Source organism: Myxococcus qinghaiensis (genome assembly GCF_024198215.1).
GTDB lineage: Bacteria > Myxococcota > Myxococcia > Myxococcales > Myxococcaceae > Myxococcus > Myxococcus qinghaiensis.
Map to the genome: position 1 here is coordinate 228,401 of NZ_JAKCFA010000017.1, position 16,832 is coordinate 245,232.

Annotated in this window: 17 protein-coding genes; 5 read left to right on the forward strand and 12 right to left on the reverse strand. The window is 68.6% G+C overall.

The features are described 5' to 3' along the window. The first annotated feature begins 6 nt into the window (after positions 1–6). A complete protein-coding gene (locus LZ199_RS29365) occupies positions 7–441 on the forward strand; it encodes a hypothetical protein (protein WP_253997088.1) in 435 nt (144 codons plus the stop codon). A gap of 3 nt (positions 442–444) precedes the next feature. Here LZ199_RS29365 and LZ199_RS29370 read toward each other — a convergent pair whose 3' ends face one another. From LZ199_RS29370 to LZ199_RS29390, 5 genes are all read right to left on the reverse strand, one after another. Next, positions 445–696, reverse strand: a complete 252-nt coding sequence (locus LZ199_RS29370) for a hypothetical protein (RefSeq protein WP_253997089.1) — start codon at positions 694–696, stop codon at positions 445–447. Positions 697–797: 101 nt separating this feature from the next. Continuing rightward, positions 798–1,136 carry a hypothetical protein gene (locus LZ199_RS29375; RefSeq protein ID WP_253997090.1) on the reverse strand — a complete coding sequence of 113 codons (339 nt, stop codon included), beginning with the start codon at positions 1,134–1,136 and terminating at the stop codon, positions 798–800. Positions 1,137–1,197: 61 nt separating this feature from the next. After that, a complete protein-coding gene (locus LZ199_RS29380) occupies positions 1,198–2,481 on the reverse strand; it encodes a TIGR04013 family B12-binding domain/radical SAM domain-containing protein (RefSeq protein WP_253997091.1) in 1,284 nt (427 codons plus the stop codon). Between the two features lie 59 nt (positions 2,482–2,540). Further along, on the reverse strand, positions 2,541–4,133 hold the full coding sequence (locus tag LZ199_RS29385) for a serine hydrolase domain-containing protein (RefSeq protein WP_253997092.1): 1,593 nt from the start codon (positions 4,131–4,133) through the stop codon (positions 2,541–2,543). 167 nt (positions 4,134–4,300) lie between these two features. After that, positions 4,301–5,824 carry a pyridoxal-dependent decarboxylase gene (locus LZ199_RS29390; protein WP_253997093.1) on the reverse strand — a complete coding sequence of 508 codons (1,524 nt, stop codon included), beginning with the start codon at positions 5,822–5,824 and terminating at the stop codon, positions 4,301–4,303. A 155-nt stretch (positions 5,825–5,979) separates the two neighbouring features. On the opposite strand from LZ199_RS29390, the gene LZ199_RS29395 reads away from it, so the two are divergent. Next, a complete protein-coding gene (locus tag LZ199_RS29395) occupies positions 5,980–7,422 on the forward strand; it encodes a hypothetical protein (RefSeq protein WP_253997094.1) in 1,443 nt (480 codons plus the stop codon). A gap of 83 nt (positions 7,423–7,505) precedes the next feature. On the opposite strand, the gene LZ199_RS29400 is transcribed toward LZ199_RS29395, so the two are convergent. Next, positions 7,506–8,444 (reverse strand): LysR family transcriptional regulator, encoded by a 939-nt coding sequence (locus LZ199_RS29400; RefSeq protein WP_253997095.1) that lies wholly within the window; start codon positions 8,442–8,444, stop codon positions 7,506–7,508. A 67-nt stretch (positions 8,445–8,511) separates the two neighbouring features. Here LZ199_RS29400 and LZ199_RS29405 point away from each other — a divergent pair, with 67 nt between their 5' ends. Next, positions 8,512–9,456, forward strand: coding sequence for a haloalkane dehalogenase (locus LZ199_RS29405; RefSeq protein ID WP_253997096.1), 945 nt, complete (start codon positions 8,512–8,514; stop codon positions 9,454–9,456). 1 nt (position 9,457) lies between these two features. On the opposite strand, the gene LZ199_RS29410 is transcribed toward LZ199_RS29405, so the two are convergent. The 4 genes from LZ199_RS29410 to LZ199_RS29425 form a co-directional block, all read right to left on the reverse strand. Continuing rightward, entirely contained in the window at positions 9,458–9,784 is a 327-nt protein-coding gene (locus LZ199_RS29410; RefSeq protein ID WP_253997097.1) for a hypothetical protein, read from the reverse strand. 61 nt (positions 9,785–9,845) lie between these two features. After that, on the reverse strand, positions 9,846–11,075 hold the full coding sequence (locus LZ199_RS29415; protein WP_253997098.1) for a hypothetical protein: 1,230 nt from the start codon (positions 11,073–11,075) through the stop codon (positions 9,846–9,848). A gap of 120 nt (positions 11,076–11,195) precedes the next feature. After that, positions 11,196–11,690: an Hsp20/alpha crystallin family protein gene (locus LZ199_RS29420; protein ID WP_253997099.1), complete on the reverse strand. Its 495-nt coding sequence runs from the start codon at positions 11,688–11,690 to the stop codon at positions 11,196–11,198. A gap of 252 nt (positions 11,691–11,942) precedes the next feature. Beyond that, positions 11,943–12,407, reverse strand: coding sequence for a MarR family winged helix-turn-helix transcriptional regulator (locus tag LZ199_RS29425; protein ID WP_253997100.1), 465 nt, complete (start codon positions 12,405–12,407; stop codon positions 11,943–11,945). A 129-nt stretch (positions 12,408–12,536) separates the two neighbouring features. Here LZ199_RS29425 and LZ199_RS29430 point away from each other — a divergent pair, with 129 nt between their 5' ends. Further along, positions 12,537–13,292: a hypothetical protein gene (locus LZ199_RS29430; protein ID WP_253997101.1), complete on the forward strand. Its 756-nt coding sequence runs from the start codon at positions 12,537–12,539 to the stop codon at positions 13,290–13,292. 79 nt (positions 13,293–13,371) lie between these two features. On the opposite strand, the gene LZ199_RS29435 is transcribed toward LZ199_RS29430, so the two are convergent. Further along, positions 13,372–14,358, reverse strand: a complete 987-nt coding sequence (locus LZ199_RS29435; RefSeq protein WP_253997102.1) for a polysaccharide lyase — start codon at positions 14,356–14,358, stop codon at positions 13,372–13,374. 356 nt (positions 14,359–14,714) lie between these two features. Here LZ199_RS29435 and LZ199_RS29440 point away from each other — a divergent pair, with 356 nt between their 5' ends. Beyond that, positions 14,715–15,740 (forward strand): arginine N-succinyltransferase, encoded by a 1,026-nt coding sequence (locus tag LZ199_RS29440; RefSeq protein ID WP_163868957.1) that lies wholly within the window; start codon positions 14,715–14,717, stop codon positions 15,738–15,740. Positions 15,741–15,760: 20 nt separating this feature from the next. Here the strand turns inward: LZ199_RS29440 and LZ199_RS29445 are convergent, their stop codons facing one another. Continuing rightward, positions 15,761–16,786 (reverse strand): lasso peptide biosynthesis protein, encoded by a 1,026-nt coding sequence (locus LZ199_RS29445; RefSeq protein ID WP_253997103.1) that lies wholly within the window; start codon positions 16,784–16,786, stop codon positions 15,761–15,763. Positions 16,787–16,832: the final 46 nt, after the last annotated feature.

The following is a 16,832-nucleotide window of genomic DNA, read 5'->3' on the forward strand; positions in this document are numbered from 1 at the left end:
CGCACCATGAGCCGCATCAACAACCTCACGGGTCCTCGGGTCCAGGTCCCCACGCCGCAGGCAAGTGCCGCGTCCTCGCGCGCGGGCTTCGGCTCCGTGCTGCAGCAGCACAACAACAACATGCAGTCGGCGGCGAACCGCCCGGGTGACCCGCTGATGTCCACGGGTGGCCTCGTGGTGCAGTCGGCGCTCAACTCCGTGGGGGGCTCCTCGCACGGCGGGCTGCTGAACTCCTACCTGTCGGCCGTGGGCCGTCCGCCTGTCGCCAAGGACGCCAGCTCCGCCAACGGCGCGCAGGCCACGTCCACGCCGGCGGCGGGCTCCAAGGAAGCGGAGGAGCAGAAGGTGATGACGGAGCTGGCGGAGCTGTCGGCCGCGACGTTGAACAACTCCATCTTCCACATGGGCAACCGCATGAAGGTGTCGCTGGAGCGCGAGTAGTCGCTAGCGCTTCTTCGTGGGCTTGCGCTCGGCGCGCTTGAGGTACTCGGCGCGCTGGCCCTGCTGCAGGTCTCCCTCCCCGTCATACGGATGCCCGACCTCCGTGCGCTGGCCGCCGTCCTGGCCACCGACGTCGTTGAGGAACTCGGCGCGTCCCTCGGCGGGGACGTGGTCGCCATCCGCTTCCGGGTCCTTCTGCTTCTCGGGGTCCAGCGGAATGCCGAGTGACTTCTGGAGATATTCCTTCGGGTCCATGGGTGTCGCTCCTTCGAGTGTGGCTTCAGCCCGTGACTCGAAGGTGGGGATGACCGGACACTTCGCGCAGCGAGGGAGCCGGCGAGCAGGCCTTCGTCACCTCAGTTGAGGTACTTCGGGCGAGGCGGCGTCGCGGGCTGCTGACGCATCATCTCCAGGCCCTGGCGGGTGAGGATGAAGCGCACCACGCCGGAGCCGCGCTCCGTCTCGATATCCGCCTCGAAGGCAGGGCCGGCGATTCCGCCGAGCGCCACGTCCTTGCGCAGGTTGCGCACCTTGCCGCTCAGCATGTCCCCGGCGACGTCCCTGGCGCCTTCTCCGCGCTCGTGCAGCTCGTACGCCGTCTGGTGCAGCGTCATGGCGAGCGAGGGCGTCAGCGGCTGGGAGCTGAAGAGGACGGAGATGAGCAACCAGTAGGGAGGGGTCTCGTCGGAGGACATCGCGTTTCCATCCTAAGCGCCTGGGCGCTCGCGGGCCCGACGAAGTGACGCGAGGGGGACGCTAGCCCGCCCGGGGCCTGCGTCGCGAGGCGATGCCCTCCGCCAGCGCCACCTGCTGCTTCCAGTGGCCATACAGCCGCCCCTGGGAGGCGAGCTTGTCCAGCTTGCGCTGCGTCTCCTCATCCACCCGCCCCGGCGCGGCATCGCGATAGGGCGTGCCGGGCAGCGGCATGAAGGTGTGTCCGTGCACGCGCGCCCCCAGCTCCGCCAGCCGCTCCATGAGGACGACGGTGGCCTCCACGTCCTCGGGCTCTTCACCCGGCAGGCCGAGGATGAAGTCCACGTTGGGGATGAAGCCGCCCTCCACGGCGAGCCGCGTGGCGCGCACCACCGTCTCCACGTCATGCCCCCGGCGCGTGGCCTGGAGGATGCGCTCGGAGCCGGACTGGCCGCCGATGATGAGGTTGTCGTTGTGGACGTAGCGCTTGAGGACCGCGAGCGCCTCCGGCGTGACGTGCTCGGGGCGGACCTCCGAGGGGAAGGTGCCGTAGTACACGCGCCCGTCGGGAGCCATGGCCTCGCGCACGGCGGCGAGCAGCTCCTCCACGGCGGCCAGGTTCATCGTCTCGTCGCCGGTGCCGTAGGACATGGACGTGGGCGTGATGAAGCGGATGTCCCGCCGTCCCGAGCGCCGCAGCTCCCGGGCCCAGTGCGCGATGTTGGGCACGGAGCGGTGGCGGAAGCGCGCCTTGCTCATGAAGGGCGTCTGGCAGAAACGGCACGCGTAGATGCAGCCGCGCGTGATTTCGATGGCGCCGTACATGGCGTTGCGCGCGGCGAAGGGAGGAAAGTCGTCGAGCTTCACGCCCTCGCCCCGCCCGTGCTGCACCAGCTTGCCGTCCTTCAGGTGGGCCACGCCGTGCGTGTCACGCGGGTCCTCTCCGCGCCGCACGCGGCCGAGCAGCTCGCGCAGCGAGTACTCCCCTTCCCCAATCGCGATGAGGTCGAAGCCCGCCTGGAGCGTCTGGACGGGCTCGGCCGTCGCATGCACCCCGCCGGCGATGCAGAGGACGGAGCGGCCCTCCAGTCGCTCACGCACCCACGCGAGCTCCTCCGCCGAGACGGCGAAGCTGGCCGAGTAGAAGGACCACGCGGCCACGACGGTGTCCCCCGCGTCCGCGCGCTCCTTCACGGTGGAGAGCAGCGTCTCCCGGTCGCGAGGGAAGAACAGCTTCACGTCCGCGAGCGCCGGGTCCGACTCGACGGCGCCCGCCAGCACGGTGAAGGCGTACTTGCCCGGGTACTGATAGCTGAGGACGAGAGAGACAGGACGGTGCGGCACCATGAGCGCCCACCATGATGCCACACGCCCCAGTCCACGAGGACGCCGAGAGAGCAGGCGCTTCAGCGAGCGGCGGGCGTGGGCCGGACGAGGTCGAGCACCTTGCCGGTGAACTCGGAGAACTCCAGGACGTCCTCGGGAACGCGCCCGTCATAGTCCGACATGCGCACGGCCACGAGGTCGTACTTCGGCAGCACCAGCACGCGCTGTCCGCCCTGGCCAATCGCCGCGAAGCCGCTCGGCGGGCCCTCCACCTGCTGCTTGAAGCTGTAGGGGGCGGACTTCTCCAGGAAGTCTTCAAGCAGCGAGGCGTCTCCCAGCTTCTCCACGAAGGTGGTGAAGAACGCGCCCTGCGGAATGGGACGGTCCGCGATTTCACGCAGCCGGGCCACAGCAGCCTCGGGGAAGCCATTGCGACGGGCCTGCTCCAGCGCGTCGCTGCCGAGCGTGACGGACATGCCCTCCTCGTAGATGAGCCACCAGAGCAGTCCCGCCGTCGGCGTGTGCGGCTGCGTGGGAGCACCACCGAGCGCCTGGATGTACGACGCGCTCAGGATGCGCTGGCCCTTCCACGTGCCGCCCTGGAGCAGCATCTGGCCGACCTTGGCGAAGTCCACCGGATGCAGTTGCAAGCCCGACATGCCCACGGGGTTGCCAGACGGGTCCTTGTCCCAGCGGAAGTCACGGATGCCAAGCGGCGTGAAGAGCTTCCGCGAAAGATACACATCCATCTTCTCACCCGACGCGCGCTCCACGATTCCCGCGATGAGATTGGTCGCCTTGTTGTTGTACGCGTGCTTGCTGCCCGGCTCGTCCACCACCTCCGAGTCCAGCGCGTAGCGCACGAAGTCCTTGGACTCGTAGATGTCGTAGGCGGTGCGTTTCGCGGCCAGCCCCGACGTGTGATTGAGCAGGTGCTTCAGCGTCACCTTGCCCTTGAGGCCGCCCTTCCACTCGGGGAAGAAGGCGGAGACCGGGGTGTCCACGGACGGAATCTTCCCCTCGTCGATAAGCAGGCCGATGGCCAGCGACACCATGCCCTTGGTGGCGGACATGGACTCGATGCGATGCGTCTCGCCGCCGAAGTACCACTCCCCCACCAGCTTGCCGTGGCGCAGCAGCACCAGTCCCGCGGAGCCAGACTTCTCAGCGGCCTTCAGCAGTTCTTCCAACGCGGGCTCGGACAGTCCGGCCTCCTTGGGAGAACTCCGCTCCAGTCCAGCGCCCACGCCCCAAGCGCGCCGGGCCTCCAGTGCGTTCTTCCGAGCGCGCTCCACCAGCGCGTCGTACCCCGGCAGCGTGCGCAGCGGGGCCAGCCCCTCTGCGTGAAGCAGGCCCCCCGGGTTGGACAGTCCCTTGTCGAGGGCCCGCTCCAACCAGGTCATGGCCATGGCCGTGTCGCCCGAAGCTATCGCCATGCTCGCGGCGGCGCGAGCCACCTCCTCGAACTGGTGACCTGCCTCCCAGGCCTGCTGTAGCTCGGCATATCCCTTCGCCGCATCCCCCTCGCTCCGGGCCAGCCAGGCCCGCGTCATGGCGGCGGTGGCTTCGGGAGTGAGCTCCGCCGAGGCAGGGGGCGCTGGAGGAGAGACAGGCTGGGAGTGGGCACAGGCCAGCAGCACGCAGAGCGGCAGGAACAGGGCACGTCGTGACATGGAAGACTCCAGGGGAACCAGGAATGGGGTGTGGGGTACCGCGACCAGCAGCGGTGGCCTGGCGAGAGAACGACCCGCCTTCCGATGCATTTCATTTCGCCATGTAAAGGGACACACCGACGTGTCCCCTCGCACCGCGAACCCCTTGGCTCTGTTCCCGGAGGACGTCAGCCGACGGCGGAGGCGAGGAGCTCCCACGCGGCGCGAACGTGCCGCTCCTGCGTCGTCGAAGCCCCGATGGCCATCCGCAGCACGTAGCGAGCAGGTGTCCCCTCCACCGCCGGCAATACAGTGTGCGAGAGGAACACCTTGCCCGAGGCATTCACCCGCTCCAGCAGCTCCCGATTGCGCGCATCGGTGGCCTGGGGTGTCTCTGCCGGAAGCGGCTTCAAGCGGAAGCACACCAGCGACAAGGAGCGGGGCACGGCCACCTCGAAGCGCTCATCCTTCGAGACCCACGACTCGAAGCACTCGCCCAACCGCACATGCTCACGGATGTGGGCGCGCAGGCCCTGGGCACCATAGTGGCGAAGGACGAACCACAGCTTGAGCGCGCGGAAGCGGCGACCCAGCGGCACCTGCCAGTCGCGGTAGTCGATGACCGCGCCGCTCGTGCTCGCGGCGTTGCGCAGGTACTCCGGCGTCACGCTGAGCGCATCGAGCAGCGCCTTCCTGTCCCGCGTGTAGAAGGCATTGCAGTCGAAGTTGGTGAGCAGCCACTTGTGCGGATTGAAGGCGAGCGAGTCCACCCTCCCCAGGCCATCGAGCAGGTCCCGGTGCTCGGGGCACACCAGCGCCGCGCCAGCCCAGGCAGCGTCGACATGCAGCCAGGCGCCGGAGGCCCGTACGGGCGTGCGCGCCATCACCTCGCCCATCGCGCGAACCGGGTCCACGGCGCCGGAGGACGTGCTCCCCACCGTGGCGCAGACGAAGAAAGGCTTGCGCCCTGCCTCCAGGTCCTCACTGATGGCGCGCTCCAGCAGTTCGGGCCGCATCCCGTAGCGGGCATTCGTCTCGATGAGCCGCACGTGCTTCGTGTCCTCGGCGCCGTGCGCCACTCCACACAACATGGCCGCCTTGAGCACGGAGGAGTGCGCCTGCGTGGACGCATAGGCCACCCACTCGGAGTCGGCCGGCGCGCCGTGACGACGGGCTCGCTCACGCGCGGCCACCATGGCGACGAGCGTGGCCTCGCTCGCGGTGCCCTGGATGACGCTGCCTCCGGCGGCGGAGGTGGAGCGGAAGTCGTCGGGCAGGCCCGTCAGTTCCCCGAGCCAGTCGAGCACCCGCGTCTCCAGCTCCGTCGCGGCGGGACTGGTGGACCAGAGCATGCCCTGCACACCCAGGCCCGCTGACAGCAGCTCCCCGAGCACGGCGGGCCCGGAGGCATTCGCCGGGAAGTAGGCGAAGAAGGACGGTGACTGCCAATGGGTGAGCCCCGGCAGGATGATGTCCTCCAGGTCCTTGAAGATGTCCTCCCAGCCGGACTCCCCCGCGAGCCCCTCCTCGGGAGGATGCGCGGGCAGCTTCGACGCGACGCCACCGGGCGCCACCTGCGAGCGCACGGGGAAGGACTCCAGCCGCGCCTGATAGTCGGCAATCCAGTCCACCATCCGGTGGCCGAGCTTCCGGAACTCCTCAGGGCTCAAGTGGGGCACGCCTCCATCACCACCCGTCGAGTCGTCACGCATGCGCGGTTCCTGGCACGGGCCCCGTGAAGCTTCAAGCGCGACCCAGGGCACCCTCCTTTCGGGAAACGGACTTATTCACGTTTTCCACACATTGTTATGGAAAGACTCATGGTTTGCTCGGGGGCATGACTCCAGACACCACGAGACGTGCACCGATGTATCGATTGACTCGAGGGCTCGGCCTGTACGGCGTACTCGCGCTGACCTTCGTCGCGCTGTGCTGGCCCACGCAGGCCCAGGCGCAGGCGTGGTCTCTGACGAGCGCCCAGCGACAGGCGTTCCTCCAGTACTACGCGCCCGTCATCCTCAAGCGCGGCAACGGGAACGACGGCCGGCATGGCTACGACTGGGTGACGAACTTCGACTTCGACCGGGATGGGAACTTCTCGAACAACAAGCTGAACTGGAAGCAAATCCCCCAGTACATCGACGCGTCTCGCACGGGCCCCAGCGCGTATTCCGGCTGGCGCATCCGCCCGACGCTCTACACGTCGCTCATCGAGTTCATGGACGGTGGGAAGAACCTCGTCCTCATCTACCACGTGTATCACGCGCTCGATAAGAACGCGGCCGGGGACTACCAGCTCCACGACTGGGAGCGGGTGGAGATGCTCGTCCAGAATGTCGTCGGCAACCCGGGCAGCGGCGAGTCCGTCGCGTACGCGGTGGTGACGCAGCACAAGCGCAACGTAGTGCGCCGCGCGGGGCACGTGGACCTCAACTTCATGCAGACGGCCACGGGCAAGCATCTGCTCATCTGGCAGGCGGAGTGGTCCGACAAGCTGGCGGCGGCGCACGGGCAGGAGCTGCGCTTCTGCACGGACCCCTACTCGTTCTTCGCGGGCCGCATGGCGAGCGCGGGCAAGGCGGAGGCCGGGGTCAACAACGACGGCAGGAAGAACGTGCACTATGCCTTCGTGCCGGAGGGCTCCGCGGATGCGGTGACGGCGTTTGGCGCGCAGGCGCTCACGTATGCGACGGCGGACGCGCTGGCCAGCCGCTACGACAACGGGAAGTCCATCACCTGGCCCGGCGTGAAGCGAATCACCTACGAACTCCAGGACCTGGCGGACATCCTGCCCACGCACTGGCAATACGGCGGCTACACGACGCACTGGAAGGACACGTCCCCCATCGACTTCTGGCTGGAGAGCCCCATCGTCAATGAGGTGGGCCAGGCGGAGGTGAGCGCGGGGATGCAGCGCTTCTTCCCGCAGACGCGCGACATCGAGAACGAGGATGACCGCGAGGGCTACATCGCGAAGAAGTGGCTGCTCGGCACGTTCGAGCTGAACGACAGCGCCTCCGACTTCGGCGGCGGTGGCTCCAACGCGTTCCACGACAACGCCTATGCCAGCAGCGTGGCGGACTCACGCGGCCAGACGCGGGCGAGCGCGAGTGGCTACACCACCTCGCCGGGGGCCTTCTGGTGGCAGCACGACTACTTCGTGCACACGGGCTTCACGGACTCGAAGGACGGCGTGGAGCACGGCTTCTGGCTGCCGGGCGCGTGGTATTCGCCGACGAGCGGCGGCTTCGACGGGCGCTGGGTCCAGCTCTTCGAGGACCGCCCGGGCCTGGAGTCCGGGCAGCGCTGACACCGCGCCTCGCCCGTCCGCACGCCAGCACCTCGAACGCTGGCGTGCCCGGGCCGCTTCAGCGCAGGTCGAGCAACCCCACGTCAGCGTCCTGCTCCCGCGCGGTCCTCCTCACTCGGCAGGACACCCTTTCGCACCAGCTCGCGGAAGTAGCGCGCCGCCGGGTCCAACTGGGTGCGCTCGTGCCAGCACATGGAGATTCTGACGGAGTGTGAGGGATGGGGTGCGTCGACCGCCTGCACCGTGAAGCGAGTCCCCTGCTCCAGCACGAGCGACTCCGGCAACGTCGCGACCAACTCGGTCGCGGCGACCACCGCCGCCGCGGCGGTGAATGAGGGCACCGTCATGACGACCTCTCGGGGGATACCCGCGCGCGCGTAGGCGGCACCGACGGCGTCACGGAAGCTCTTGCCCGGCACCATCTCCACGCGGACATGTCGGAGTCCTCCCAGCATCCGCGCCGACAGTCGCTTGCCCAGCACCGGGTGTCCCCGACGCGCCACGAGCACGGTGCGCTCCGTCAACAACGGCTCGGTGTGCAGACCCGGCCCCTGTCCCGCGACGCCCAGGTGGAGATCCACCTCTCCCGACCCCAGGTCCCCCAGCGAGACGAGGGAATCGATACCGACCACGCGAAGGTGCGCATTCGGCAGCTCCTTGCTCACCAGCACCGCGATGCGGGGCACCCACGTGAGCTGTCCCGCATCGGCGGCGGCCAGGGTGAAGGTCTGCTTGCACCGCAGGGGCTCGAAAGGGACTTCATGGAGCGCGAGCTCCATCTCCCGAAGCCCACGGCCAATCGCGGGGGCCAGCGCGAGCGCTCTCGGCGTGGGGACGATGCCACGTCCCTTGCGAGTCACGAGCGGGTCTCCGAGCAGGACGCGGAGCCGCGCCAGGCTGTTGCTGATGGCGGACGGCGTGACATGGAGCCGCTCGGACGCGCGGACCACGCTGCGCTCCGCGAGCACGGTGTGGAGGACCAGGAGGAGATTGAGGTCGATGGCCCCTATCTGAATACTCATGATGCGTGAGGTTACTGCTCACGAACCATCACGGCCAGGAAGGTATCCCCGGCCACATATTGGGCGCATGCACAGACTGCTCGGCTGGCTCCTCACCGGCGCGCTCATCGCGTGCCACTCAACTCCCCTTGTCCTTCCCCAGCGCACGCCCATGCCCACCACCCACCAGGTCCCCGTCCTCGACTCCTTCATCTCCTATCGTGAGGAAGGAGCCGGCTCGCCCATCGTGTTCCTGCACGGCAACCCCACGTCCTCGTATGTGTGGCGCAACGTGACGCCAAAGCTCGCCGACCGCGGGCGCTGCCTCGCGCCCGACCTCATCGGGATGGGGAGCTCCGGCAAGCCCGACATCGCCTATCGCTTCGGGGACCACGCGCGGTACCTCGACGCCTGGTTCGACGCGCTCGGCCTGCGCGACGTCGTGCTCGTCGGCTACGACTGGGGTGGAGTGCTCGCGCTCGACTGGGCCTCACGGCATCCGGACCGCGTGCGCGGCGTCGTGGTCTTCGAGACGTTCCTCCGGCCGATGCACTGGAGCGACTGGTCGCCGGAGGGTGAGCAGATGTTCCGCGCGCTGCGTACGCCTGGCGTCGGAGAGAAGCTGGTGCTGGAGCAGAACCAGTTCCTCGTGCGCTCGCTCGGCCATGGCGTCAAGACGGGCCTCACCGAGAGCGCCCGCGAGGCCTACTACGCCCCCTATCCCGACGCGGCGTCACGGCGCCCCATGCTTCAGTGGCCGCGCGAGATTCCCATCGACGGAGAGCCCGCCGACGTCGCCGCCGTCATCGAGCGCTACGACGCGTGGCTCGCGCATCCGTCCGCGAAGCCAGCGCTCCTGCTGACCTTCGGCGATGCCGGCCTCAGCGCACCCGGAGTCATCGAGTGGGCACGCACCACACTCCCAGGTCTCGAAATCGTTCCGCTCACCCCAGCGGGACACCACGCGCCGGAGGACGCGCCCGACGACATCGCCCGCGCCCTCCAGGGCTGGCTCGACCGCCACGGTTGGTGACTCACCAAGCGCCGAACAAAGCCCGCTCGACCTCCGTCACGAGCGAGTCGCCGCCCAACGACATCGTCGCATCCCAGCTCCGTCCCGTGCGGTCCATGAGCCAGGACTCGAGATGCGCCAGGACGAGATTGGCGGTCTCCGTCCGGGTCAGCAGGCCTTCCAACGCGCACGCCCAGCCATCCTTCGCGCCGAACAGGACACGGTCGATGACCTGGTGCAGCTCATCGTCCGTCACATCATCGCCCCCAGCCTGCTCCGCCATGCGGCGCGCGCAACCCACGAGCGCCACCATGTCCGGAGCGGCTGGAGCATCACCCTGCGTTCCCATGGCGCCAACTATCTCCAGGCCCCGCTCCCGGGTCCATCTCGCGCGTCCGTGTCCACGCGATTCAGCGCACGTCGAGAAACCCCGCGTCGGTGACCTTCTCGAGGCCCGTCAACCAGGTGAACTCGTCCGTGTCGTTGTCATACACGCCGATGACACCGCCTCGCGCGTTCAGGATGAGGTTCCGCCCATCCTCGCTGAGGTCGTGCACCCCCTCCATGCCTTCAGCCTTCAGCTCACGGACTTCATCCCGGTCGAGCGAGTACTCGTACAGTTTGGAGACGCCGGTGGAGAAGTAGTGGCTCTGGATGAAGTACGCCGTCTTGCGCCGCGAGCTCGCCGCCAGGAGCTCGCCGCCGCTGCAGTAGGTGTCGTGGGTCCCCCAGACCTTCTCCTGGCCGGTGCGCAGATCGAGGCGACGATAGGTAGCCGAGTCCGCCCCCTCGCAGTTCAGGCCCTCGTCCTGCGTCCCCTCACGGTAGAAGACCATCGAGTCGCCCAGCACCATGGGCGACAGGAGTCCCTTCCGCTTCTGTTTCATGGGCGGCCCCAGCTTCCAAGGCTTCGTGCCCGTGGGGTCCATCGTCGCGATGCGCACGCCGCCGCGCTCGTGCCTCATCACGGTGCGCGACTCCCCAAGGACGAGGTCGTTGCTCGCGGTGTCCGTCACGTGAATGGGCAACACGTGAATGCCCTCGGGCTTGGGCCCGAAGCTCCAGCTCCACCAGTCCGCCGTGGTCACCGTCCCATTGGCGACGAGCACGCGAGAGCCGTCGGCCATGAACTGCTCGGGACGCTGCGAGCGCTGGATGTTGTTGCTCGTCCACTGCGCCGGAGCTCCGGGGGTGACCGCCACGACGCCCTCCAGGTCCCCCATCACGAGCAGGTTGCCCTCCTTGGCGCGGCCCGCCTTGTCGGTGGGCACATCCACCCTGCGGCCCGACAGCGTCATGCTCACCAGCCGGGTCGAACCGACATCCCCGCTGACCGAGACACCCATCGCCCAGCGGCCCGTGGGCGGGTGCACGGCGAGGTACCAGAGCGAACACGGCTCGGTCTCCCGAAACAACTTGCCCTTGTCGGGCCCGGCCAGCATCCGGCGCTCCTCCACCTGTTCGCAGTCCGCCAGGGTTCGGGAGCCCTGCGAATCGATATAGAGGACCTTCCCGGGGACCAATGCAATCAACGGCACTGGGGAGACAGGGGTCTTGGGAGCTTCGGGGGTTTCGGCCCACACCGTCGCGGACGTGGCCAGCAGTGCGGTCAGCACCGTGCTGCGCAAGATGTCGGGCATGCGCCTGATGACGCACGCTCCCATCCTGTATTCACCCTGCGTGTGGATTGTTCCATGGGAGCGGTGGAGCGCCGCTCCCGCGCGGGGAGCGGCGCCAGTCAGCTCGTTCGTACAGGGACGCTAGGCCTTCACCTTGCCCTCACCCTTGCCCTTCAACTCGATGCGCTTCGACTGCACCTCCGCTCGCTTCGGAGTCACGACGGACAGGACCCCATCCTTGAGCTCGGCCTGGACATGGTCGATGTCGACCCCGTCCGGCAGCGTGAACGAACGGGAGAAGCCGCCGTAGCTGCGCTCATAGGTGTAGTAGGTGTCTCCCTCGTCCTTCTTCTCCTCTTCGCGGCGTCCGGAGATGGTGAGCCGGCTCCCGGTGAGCGCGATGTCCAGGTCCTTCTCTTCGACACCGGGCAGGTCCGCCTTGAAGATGTAGGAGTCCTTCGTCTCCTTCACCTCGAATGCCGGCAGGAACTCGCCTCCCTGTCCGACGTCTCTCGTGCCTCGGGAAAGGGCGCTGAGCGGGTCCCACCGCATGAGGTCCTGCATCGCCTCGAACGGGTCCCATCCGCGTCGTCCCGTGATTCCTCTCTCCGACTCGCCTCTTCGAATGATTGCCATCGCGCCACCTCCGTGTGTTCCGACGTGCTCCGCGGAACCGACTGGAAAGGTGAGCGCGGGTGCCAGTTCGCGGAAGAGGCCAGCGGGCGTCCCGAGGGCACCGGACGCCGCCTGCTCCGGGCGGTGAGGACCGGGAGGATGCCCGCTTCCCCGGAGGAAGCCCTGGGTGAACTCCACCGCGAGGACCGGCGGGCCGCCGGGGTCACCGCGCGCCGGGCGGGTCCGTGAGCAACCGGGAGGCCAGACTCCGGCTCAGGCCTCGCTGGCTGCGTCAGCGTCCTGCTCCAGCGCCTCGCGAACATCCTGGAGCGTCGTCAGCGCGGTCTTCAGCGACGCCACGGACACCCGGCCTCCCACCTTGTTCGCCCACGCCAGTTGGCGCGCCTCCACCTCGCGCAGCCGCTCGCGCCCCTTCGTCGTCAGCGCGATGAGCTTGGCCCTGCGGTGGTGCGGGTTCTCCTGGTACTCGACCAGCCCCTCGGCCTCCAGCGCGTCCGCCGTCTGCTGCACGCTCTGCCGCGTCAATCCAATGGTGCGCGCCACGTTCGCCACCGGCGTCGGCTCATGGTCCACCACCCCCAGCACCTGCCAGCGCGCGCTCGTGAGCCCCGACGGCTCGGAGAGGAGCTCCCCCGCCGCGAGCAGCAGGCCGTTGTTCCGGAAGATTTCGAGCACCAGGTCGGTGAAGGTCGACCCGGCCGTCGTGTATTTCGCCATGGACAGAAGGCTGTCTGATTGACAGATGGCTGTCAAACAAACCTCCTCTCCCCGCACTCCCGAAACTCCCGTGAATTTCCGGGGACCCGTGGCGTCCAGGAAGCGCACCCTCGTCACCCGGAGCCCGTGATGCTTCGCCCCCTCGCCGGACTTCTCCCCCTGTGTCTGCTCGCCACCGGCTGCGGAACCTCGGCTCGCCATCAGCAACTGCTGGAACGCAGGGAGGCCATCCGCACCTCCAATGAAGCCTTCGCCATCGAGGAGCTCGCCAACTACCGGAGCAAGAGCGGGTTCCAGGAGACCCGTTGGGGCATGTCCTCCGACGAGGTCGCCGCGCTCTATCCCGGGGCCAGGGCGACGTCGTCCCAGGGCGACCTCCGCGTCGCCACCCGCGTCACGGACCGCCCGGCAACGGTGGACTTCAAGTTCACGATGAACAAGCTCGCCGCCGTGTCCCTGCGCTTCGACACCGACGCGCCCCTGCGCGAGGACTTCGATGCACTCGCGGAGCTCTTGAGCATCAAGTACGGCGCGCCCACCTCGCGGCACGACTCCGTCGAAATCGCGGAGCAGCGCCTGCGCACGGCGGAGTCCTACAACCGGAGCCTGGGCGAAGGCACGAGCCGCTCCAGGACCACCGGGGACGACCGCGCCTACGAGGAGCGGGTTCGCATGGAGGCGCTCGCCGCCAGGTCGGACTACGTGCTGGAGAAGACGTGGAAGGACTCGGAGACGAAGCTCCAGCTCTCCGCCTGGCAACAGCCCGACTCCAAGCGGCTCAGCCTGGACTACGTGAGCCGCTTCCTCGAGCCGCACCTGAGCAACCGGCCCGAGACCGAGGACGGGGACCTGGAGCGCAAGTACGAGCAGGCCCAGGAGCTGTGAGCTTGGGCCCCGAGACTCGGGAGCTTCAACGACAAGCCCCCAAGTCCACCTCGCTGAGCCTGGCGCTCCAGGACGAGCCTCACGAGCGCCGACGACGCGCTCGCGCCAGGCCCATCAACCCCAGCAGCGCGAGCCCCGCCAGCGGCCCACCGGAGCTGTTGCACCCCGCGGCCTCATCGTCCGAGCTGTCCGGAGACACCCCCGAGGGAGGCAGCACTCCACCAGGTCCCTCCTCCGGCGACGTGCCCGCATCGGTGCCAGGCGGCGTGCCCGCGTCCGTGGGCTCCTCCGGCTTTGGGTCGGAGCCCGCGTCCACGGTGGGCGTGCCCGCGTCCGGCGTGGGAGTGCCCGCATCCGTCGGCGTGCCCGCGTCCGGCGTGGGCGTGGGCGTCGTGTCCAGCACGTCCGCCAGCGTCGTCGCCTGGATGAAACCGTCGTGGTACAGCACGCCCACCGGCTTCACCGTGTCGCTGCGATACAGGCCCAGCTTCAGGTAGTTGTTCTGGCCCGCGTACATCGTCGCGGCGCTCCGCTTCGCCAGCACCTTCTCCTTGTTGTGCCACAGCTCCACGAAGCCCGTGCTCGCCTTGGCGGACCACTTCACGTGCAGGATGAACTCGTGCCACACGCCGCGCTGGAGCTTGCCGCGCCACGGAATGGTGGAGTCGGAGTTGAGCGCCATTCGAATCTCTTCCCCGCGCACGTAGAACTCCAGCGGCGGTGAGCCGCAGCACCCGTCGTGGTGCCACTGCGTGAAGAGCTGCCACGTGTCCACGCTGGGGAAGTCCGTCGCGAACATCACCTTCCAGCGGTAGTAGTACTCGGAGCCTTCCTTCTCTCGCCCCTGGTACACGAGCTCATTGCGATTGCCGCTGGAGTTGATGGGGTCGTCGCCCTGCTTCACCGTGACCTTGAGCGCGTACTTGCCCTCCGCCACCGGGTTCGTCACCACCAGCAGGCGGTCGGAGCTGACCACCTGCTCGCCTGAGTACTGTGAGCGGTTGCCCGTCTCGAAGTCGCCGCGCCACACGACTCCAGCGAACGCCAGGCTGGGAACCATCCACATCGCAAGCAATCCAGGAACAAAGACTCTCAAAGGCACGCGTCCTTGCGAAGGTTTGAAGGCAAACGGTCGACGCACCGTAGCCGAAACCCTTCCAGGCTTCATTCCCCCTTCGAGTTGTTCCCACTCGCCTGACAACAGGGCGAGCATCCAGGCAGGGGGTTGGACGTTTGATAAATGTTTCACCTCCGCGAGCCCCTGGAGAGCGCCACGCGAGCCTGCCAGGGCGGTCAGTTCACCTAATGACTCGACGCGTCACGAAAGGAAACAAGCGAGCGCGGGCTGACCGCCGAGAGGTGGTGTGGTGTATGGTCCCCACCCCTTCCGGCGCCCATTCCAGGGGCGTCCCGGGTGCACCCATGCTTGTCCTGCGTGACGTCCAGAAGACCGACCTGGCCGGCCTCAAGCGGCTCGCCGCCGTGCTCAACACGGTGAACCTGCCGAACAACGAGGAGACGCTCGAGAACATCATCGACAAGTCGGTGAAGAGCTTCGCCGGGAAGGTGAAGAACCCCTTCGAGCGGGAGTACCTCTTCGTCCTGGAGGACGTGCGCAACGGGCTCATCATCGGCACGTCGATGATCATCGCCCAGCACGGGACGTACGAGGCGCCGCACATCTATTACGAGGTGAGCGAGCGGGAGCACTACTCCGCCTCCCTGGAGCGGCACCTGAGGCACAAGGTGCTGTCCATCGCCTACAACTACGAGGGCCCCACCGAAATCGGCGGCCTCGTCGTCGACCCGCCCTACCGGGCCACGCCGGACAAGCCCGGCAAGCAGCTGTCCTATGTGCGCTTCCTCTTCCTCGCCATGCACCGGCGGCTCTTCCGCCCGCGCGTGCTGGCGGAGCTGCTCCCGCCCCTGCTCCCCGACGGGCGCAGCCTCTTGTGGGAGGCGTGCGGCAAGAAGTTCACCGGCCTGACGTACCTGGAGGCGGACCGCCTCAGCCGGCAGAACAAGGAGTTCATCAAGGAGCTGTTCCCCGCGTCGGACATCTACGCGTCGCTCTTCCCGGACCGCGTGCAGAAGGTGCTCGGCGAGGTGGGGCCGCAGACGCGCGGAGTGCAGCGCATGCTGGAGCGCATCGGCTTCCGGTACGTGGAGCGCATCGACCCGTTCGACGGCGGGCCGCACTTCGAGGCCAACACCGCGGACGTGTCGCTGGTGCGCAAGTACCGCACCGTGAAGCTGGCGGACGAGGACTTCGAACTGGAGGGAGACGACATCCTCGTCGCCTTCGAGCGGGAGTCCGGTCGCAACCGCTTCCGCTCGGTCCGCTGCCAGGCGCGGCTCGACAACCAGGTGGCCTACCTGCCCGCCCGCGCCAAGGAAATCCTCGGCGCCGACGCGGGCGCGAAGCTGTCCATCATCCCCTTCGAGTAGCCCGCTTCCGCGAGCGGGCCTCACCGTCGGCGCACCACCCGGTGCGCCCCGCGCAGGAGCGACAGCCACCGTGCCCCGGCCTCCAGCGCCGGGCCGCGCGCGTCCTCCAGCGCCACCGACAGGTGCGTGTCCGCTCGGACGTCATCCAGCGACGTGGGGTCCAATTCCAGCGTGCCCCCGCCCACCAGCGCCACGCGCACCCACGCGTGAGGCCGCGCCGGTCCGCCGTCCACCACGAGCAGCCCGTGCACCAGGGCCACCTTCACGCCCTTCTCCCGGGCCCAGGCCGCGAAGCGCAGCGCGTGCGCCAGGCAGCCTCCGGCCTCGCCCGCACCGTCCTCGCTCCAGTCCGCCGCGCCGGGTCCCTTCTCCGGAAACGCCGCGTGCACCCGCGCCGACAGGGCCCGCGCCGCCCCCACCGTCCAGGGCGTCATGCCTTCCAGGCGTGAGGGCACCTCCAGTGGCGGCACCAGGGCCAGCGCCCCCGTCTCGCCCTCCACGGGCAGCCCCTGGGCGAAGAGGTCCGGCGGGGCCCGCAGCCGCTCGCCCGGCGCCGCCACGGTGAAGCGCGACTCGCCCACCTCCAGCATGTCCATGCGCCCGCCCGCGTCGTAGCGCGCCCGGAAGGAAGCCCCGAGCAGCGTGCCCTCCACCCACGGCGCCGTGCCGCCCGTGACGCAGTGGGGGCCCTCGCGGCCGGACAGCTCCTCGCGCCCCGTCACGCAGCCCGGCGCGGGAGGCCCCCGCCACAGCCACAGCGACTGGGGCACCACCGCCCGGCCCGCCAGCCGACCCGCGGCGTCCACCTCCAACGTCGCCTCGCGCTTGCGCTCCCCGTACTCGCCTCCTCGCGTGTGCAGGTGCCGGCTCTGATACGTGAAACGTCCGGCGGCTTGCGTCAACGTCACCGTGCCCACCGGCACCCCGCGCCAGGAGAAGACGAAGCGCGCCTCCTCGGCCCGTGGGGGACGGGCGCCACCCCCGCTTTCAGGGCTGGCGGGATTCACAGGGAGACCGAGGACGAGGAGGGCGAGCAGGACGGACACGGGGCTCCCCAGTCTGCGGCGTTTTGCGGACCGGCGCGAGAAGGCG

Excerpts from the sequence above, each read along its gene's own strand:
- LZ199_RS29405 (WP_253997096.1), top strand. The coding sequence starts at position 8,512 with ATGCACAGACTGCTCGGCTGGCTCCTCACCGGCGCGCTCATCGCGTGC.
- LZ199_RS29440 (WP_163868957.1), top strand. The coding sequence starts at position 14,715 with ATGCTTGTCCTGCGTGACGTCCAGAAGACCGACCTGGCCGGCCTCAAG.
- LZ199_RS29370 (WP_253997089.1), bottom strand. The coding sequence starts at position 696 with ATGGACCCGAAGGAATATCTCCAGAAGTCACTCGGCATTCCGCTGGAC.
- LZ199_RS29430 (WP_253997101.1), top strand. The coding sequence starts at position 12,537 with ATGCTTCGCCCCCTCGCCGGACTTCTCCCCCTGTGTCTGCTCGCCACC.
- LZ199_RS29375 (WP_253997090.1), bottom strand. The coding sequence starts at position 1,136 with ATGTCCTCCGACGAGACCCCTCCCTACTGGTTGCTCATCTCCGTCCTC.
- LZ199_RS29400 (WP_253997095.1), bottom strand. The coding sequence starts at position 8,444 with ATGAGTATTCAGATAGGGGCCATCGACCTCAATCTCCTCCTGGTCCTC.
- LZ199_RS29425 (WP_253997100.1), bottom strand. The coding sequence starts at position 12,407 with ATGGCGAAATACACGACGGCCGGGTCGACCTTCACCGACCTGGTGCTC.
- LZ199_RS29420 (WP_253997099.1), bottom strand. The coding sequence starts at position 11,690 with ATGGCAATCATTCGAAGAGGCGAGTCGGAGAGAGGAATCACGGGACGA.
- LZ199_RS29410 (WP_253997097.1), bottom strand. The coding sequence starts at position 9,784 with ATGGGAACGCAGGGTGATGCTCCAGCCGCTCCGGACATGGTGGCGCTC.
- LZ199_RS29385 (WP_253997092.1), bottom strand. The coding sequence starts at position 4,133 with ATGTCACGACGTGCCCTGTTCCTGCCGCTCTGCGTGCTGCTGGCCTGT.
- LZ199_RS29435 (WP_253997102.1), bottom strand. The coding sequence starts at position 14,358 with ATGTGGATGGTTCCCAGCCTGGCGTTCGCTGGAGTCGTGTGGCGCGGC.
- LZ199_RS29415 (WP_253997098.1), bottom strand. The coding sequence starts at position 11,075 with ATGCCCGACATCTTGCGCAGCACGGTGCTGACCGCACTGCTGGCCACG.
- LZ199_RS29365 (WP_253997088.1), top strand. The coding sequence starts at position 7 with ATGAGCCGCATCAACAACCTCACGGGTCCTCGGGTCCAGGTCCCCACG.
- LZ199_RS29395 (WP_253997094.1), top strand. The coding sequence starts at position 5,980 with ATGTATCGATTGACTCGAGGGCTCGGCCTGTACGGCGTACTCGCGCTG.
- LZ199_RS29380 (WP_253997091.1), bottom strand. The coding sequence starts at position 2,481 with ATGGTGCCGCACCGTCCTGTCTCTCTCGTCCTCAGCTATCAGTACCCG.
- LZ199_RS29390 (WP_253997093.1), bottom strand. The coding sequence starts at position 5,824 with ATGCGTGACGACTCGACGGGTGGTGATGGAGGCGTGCCCCACTTGAGC.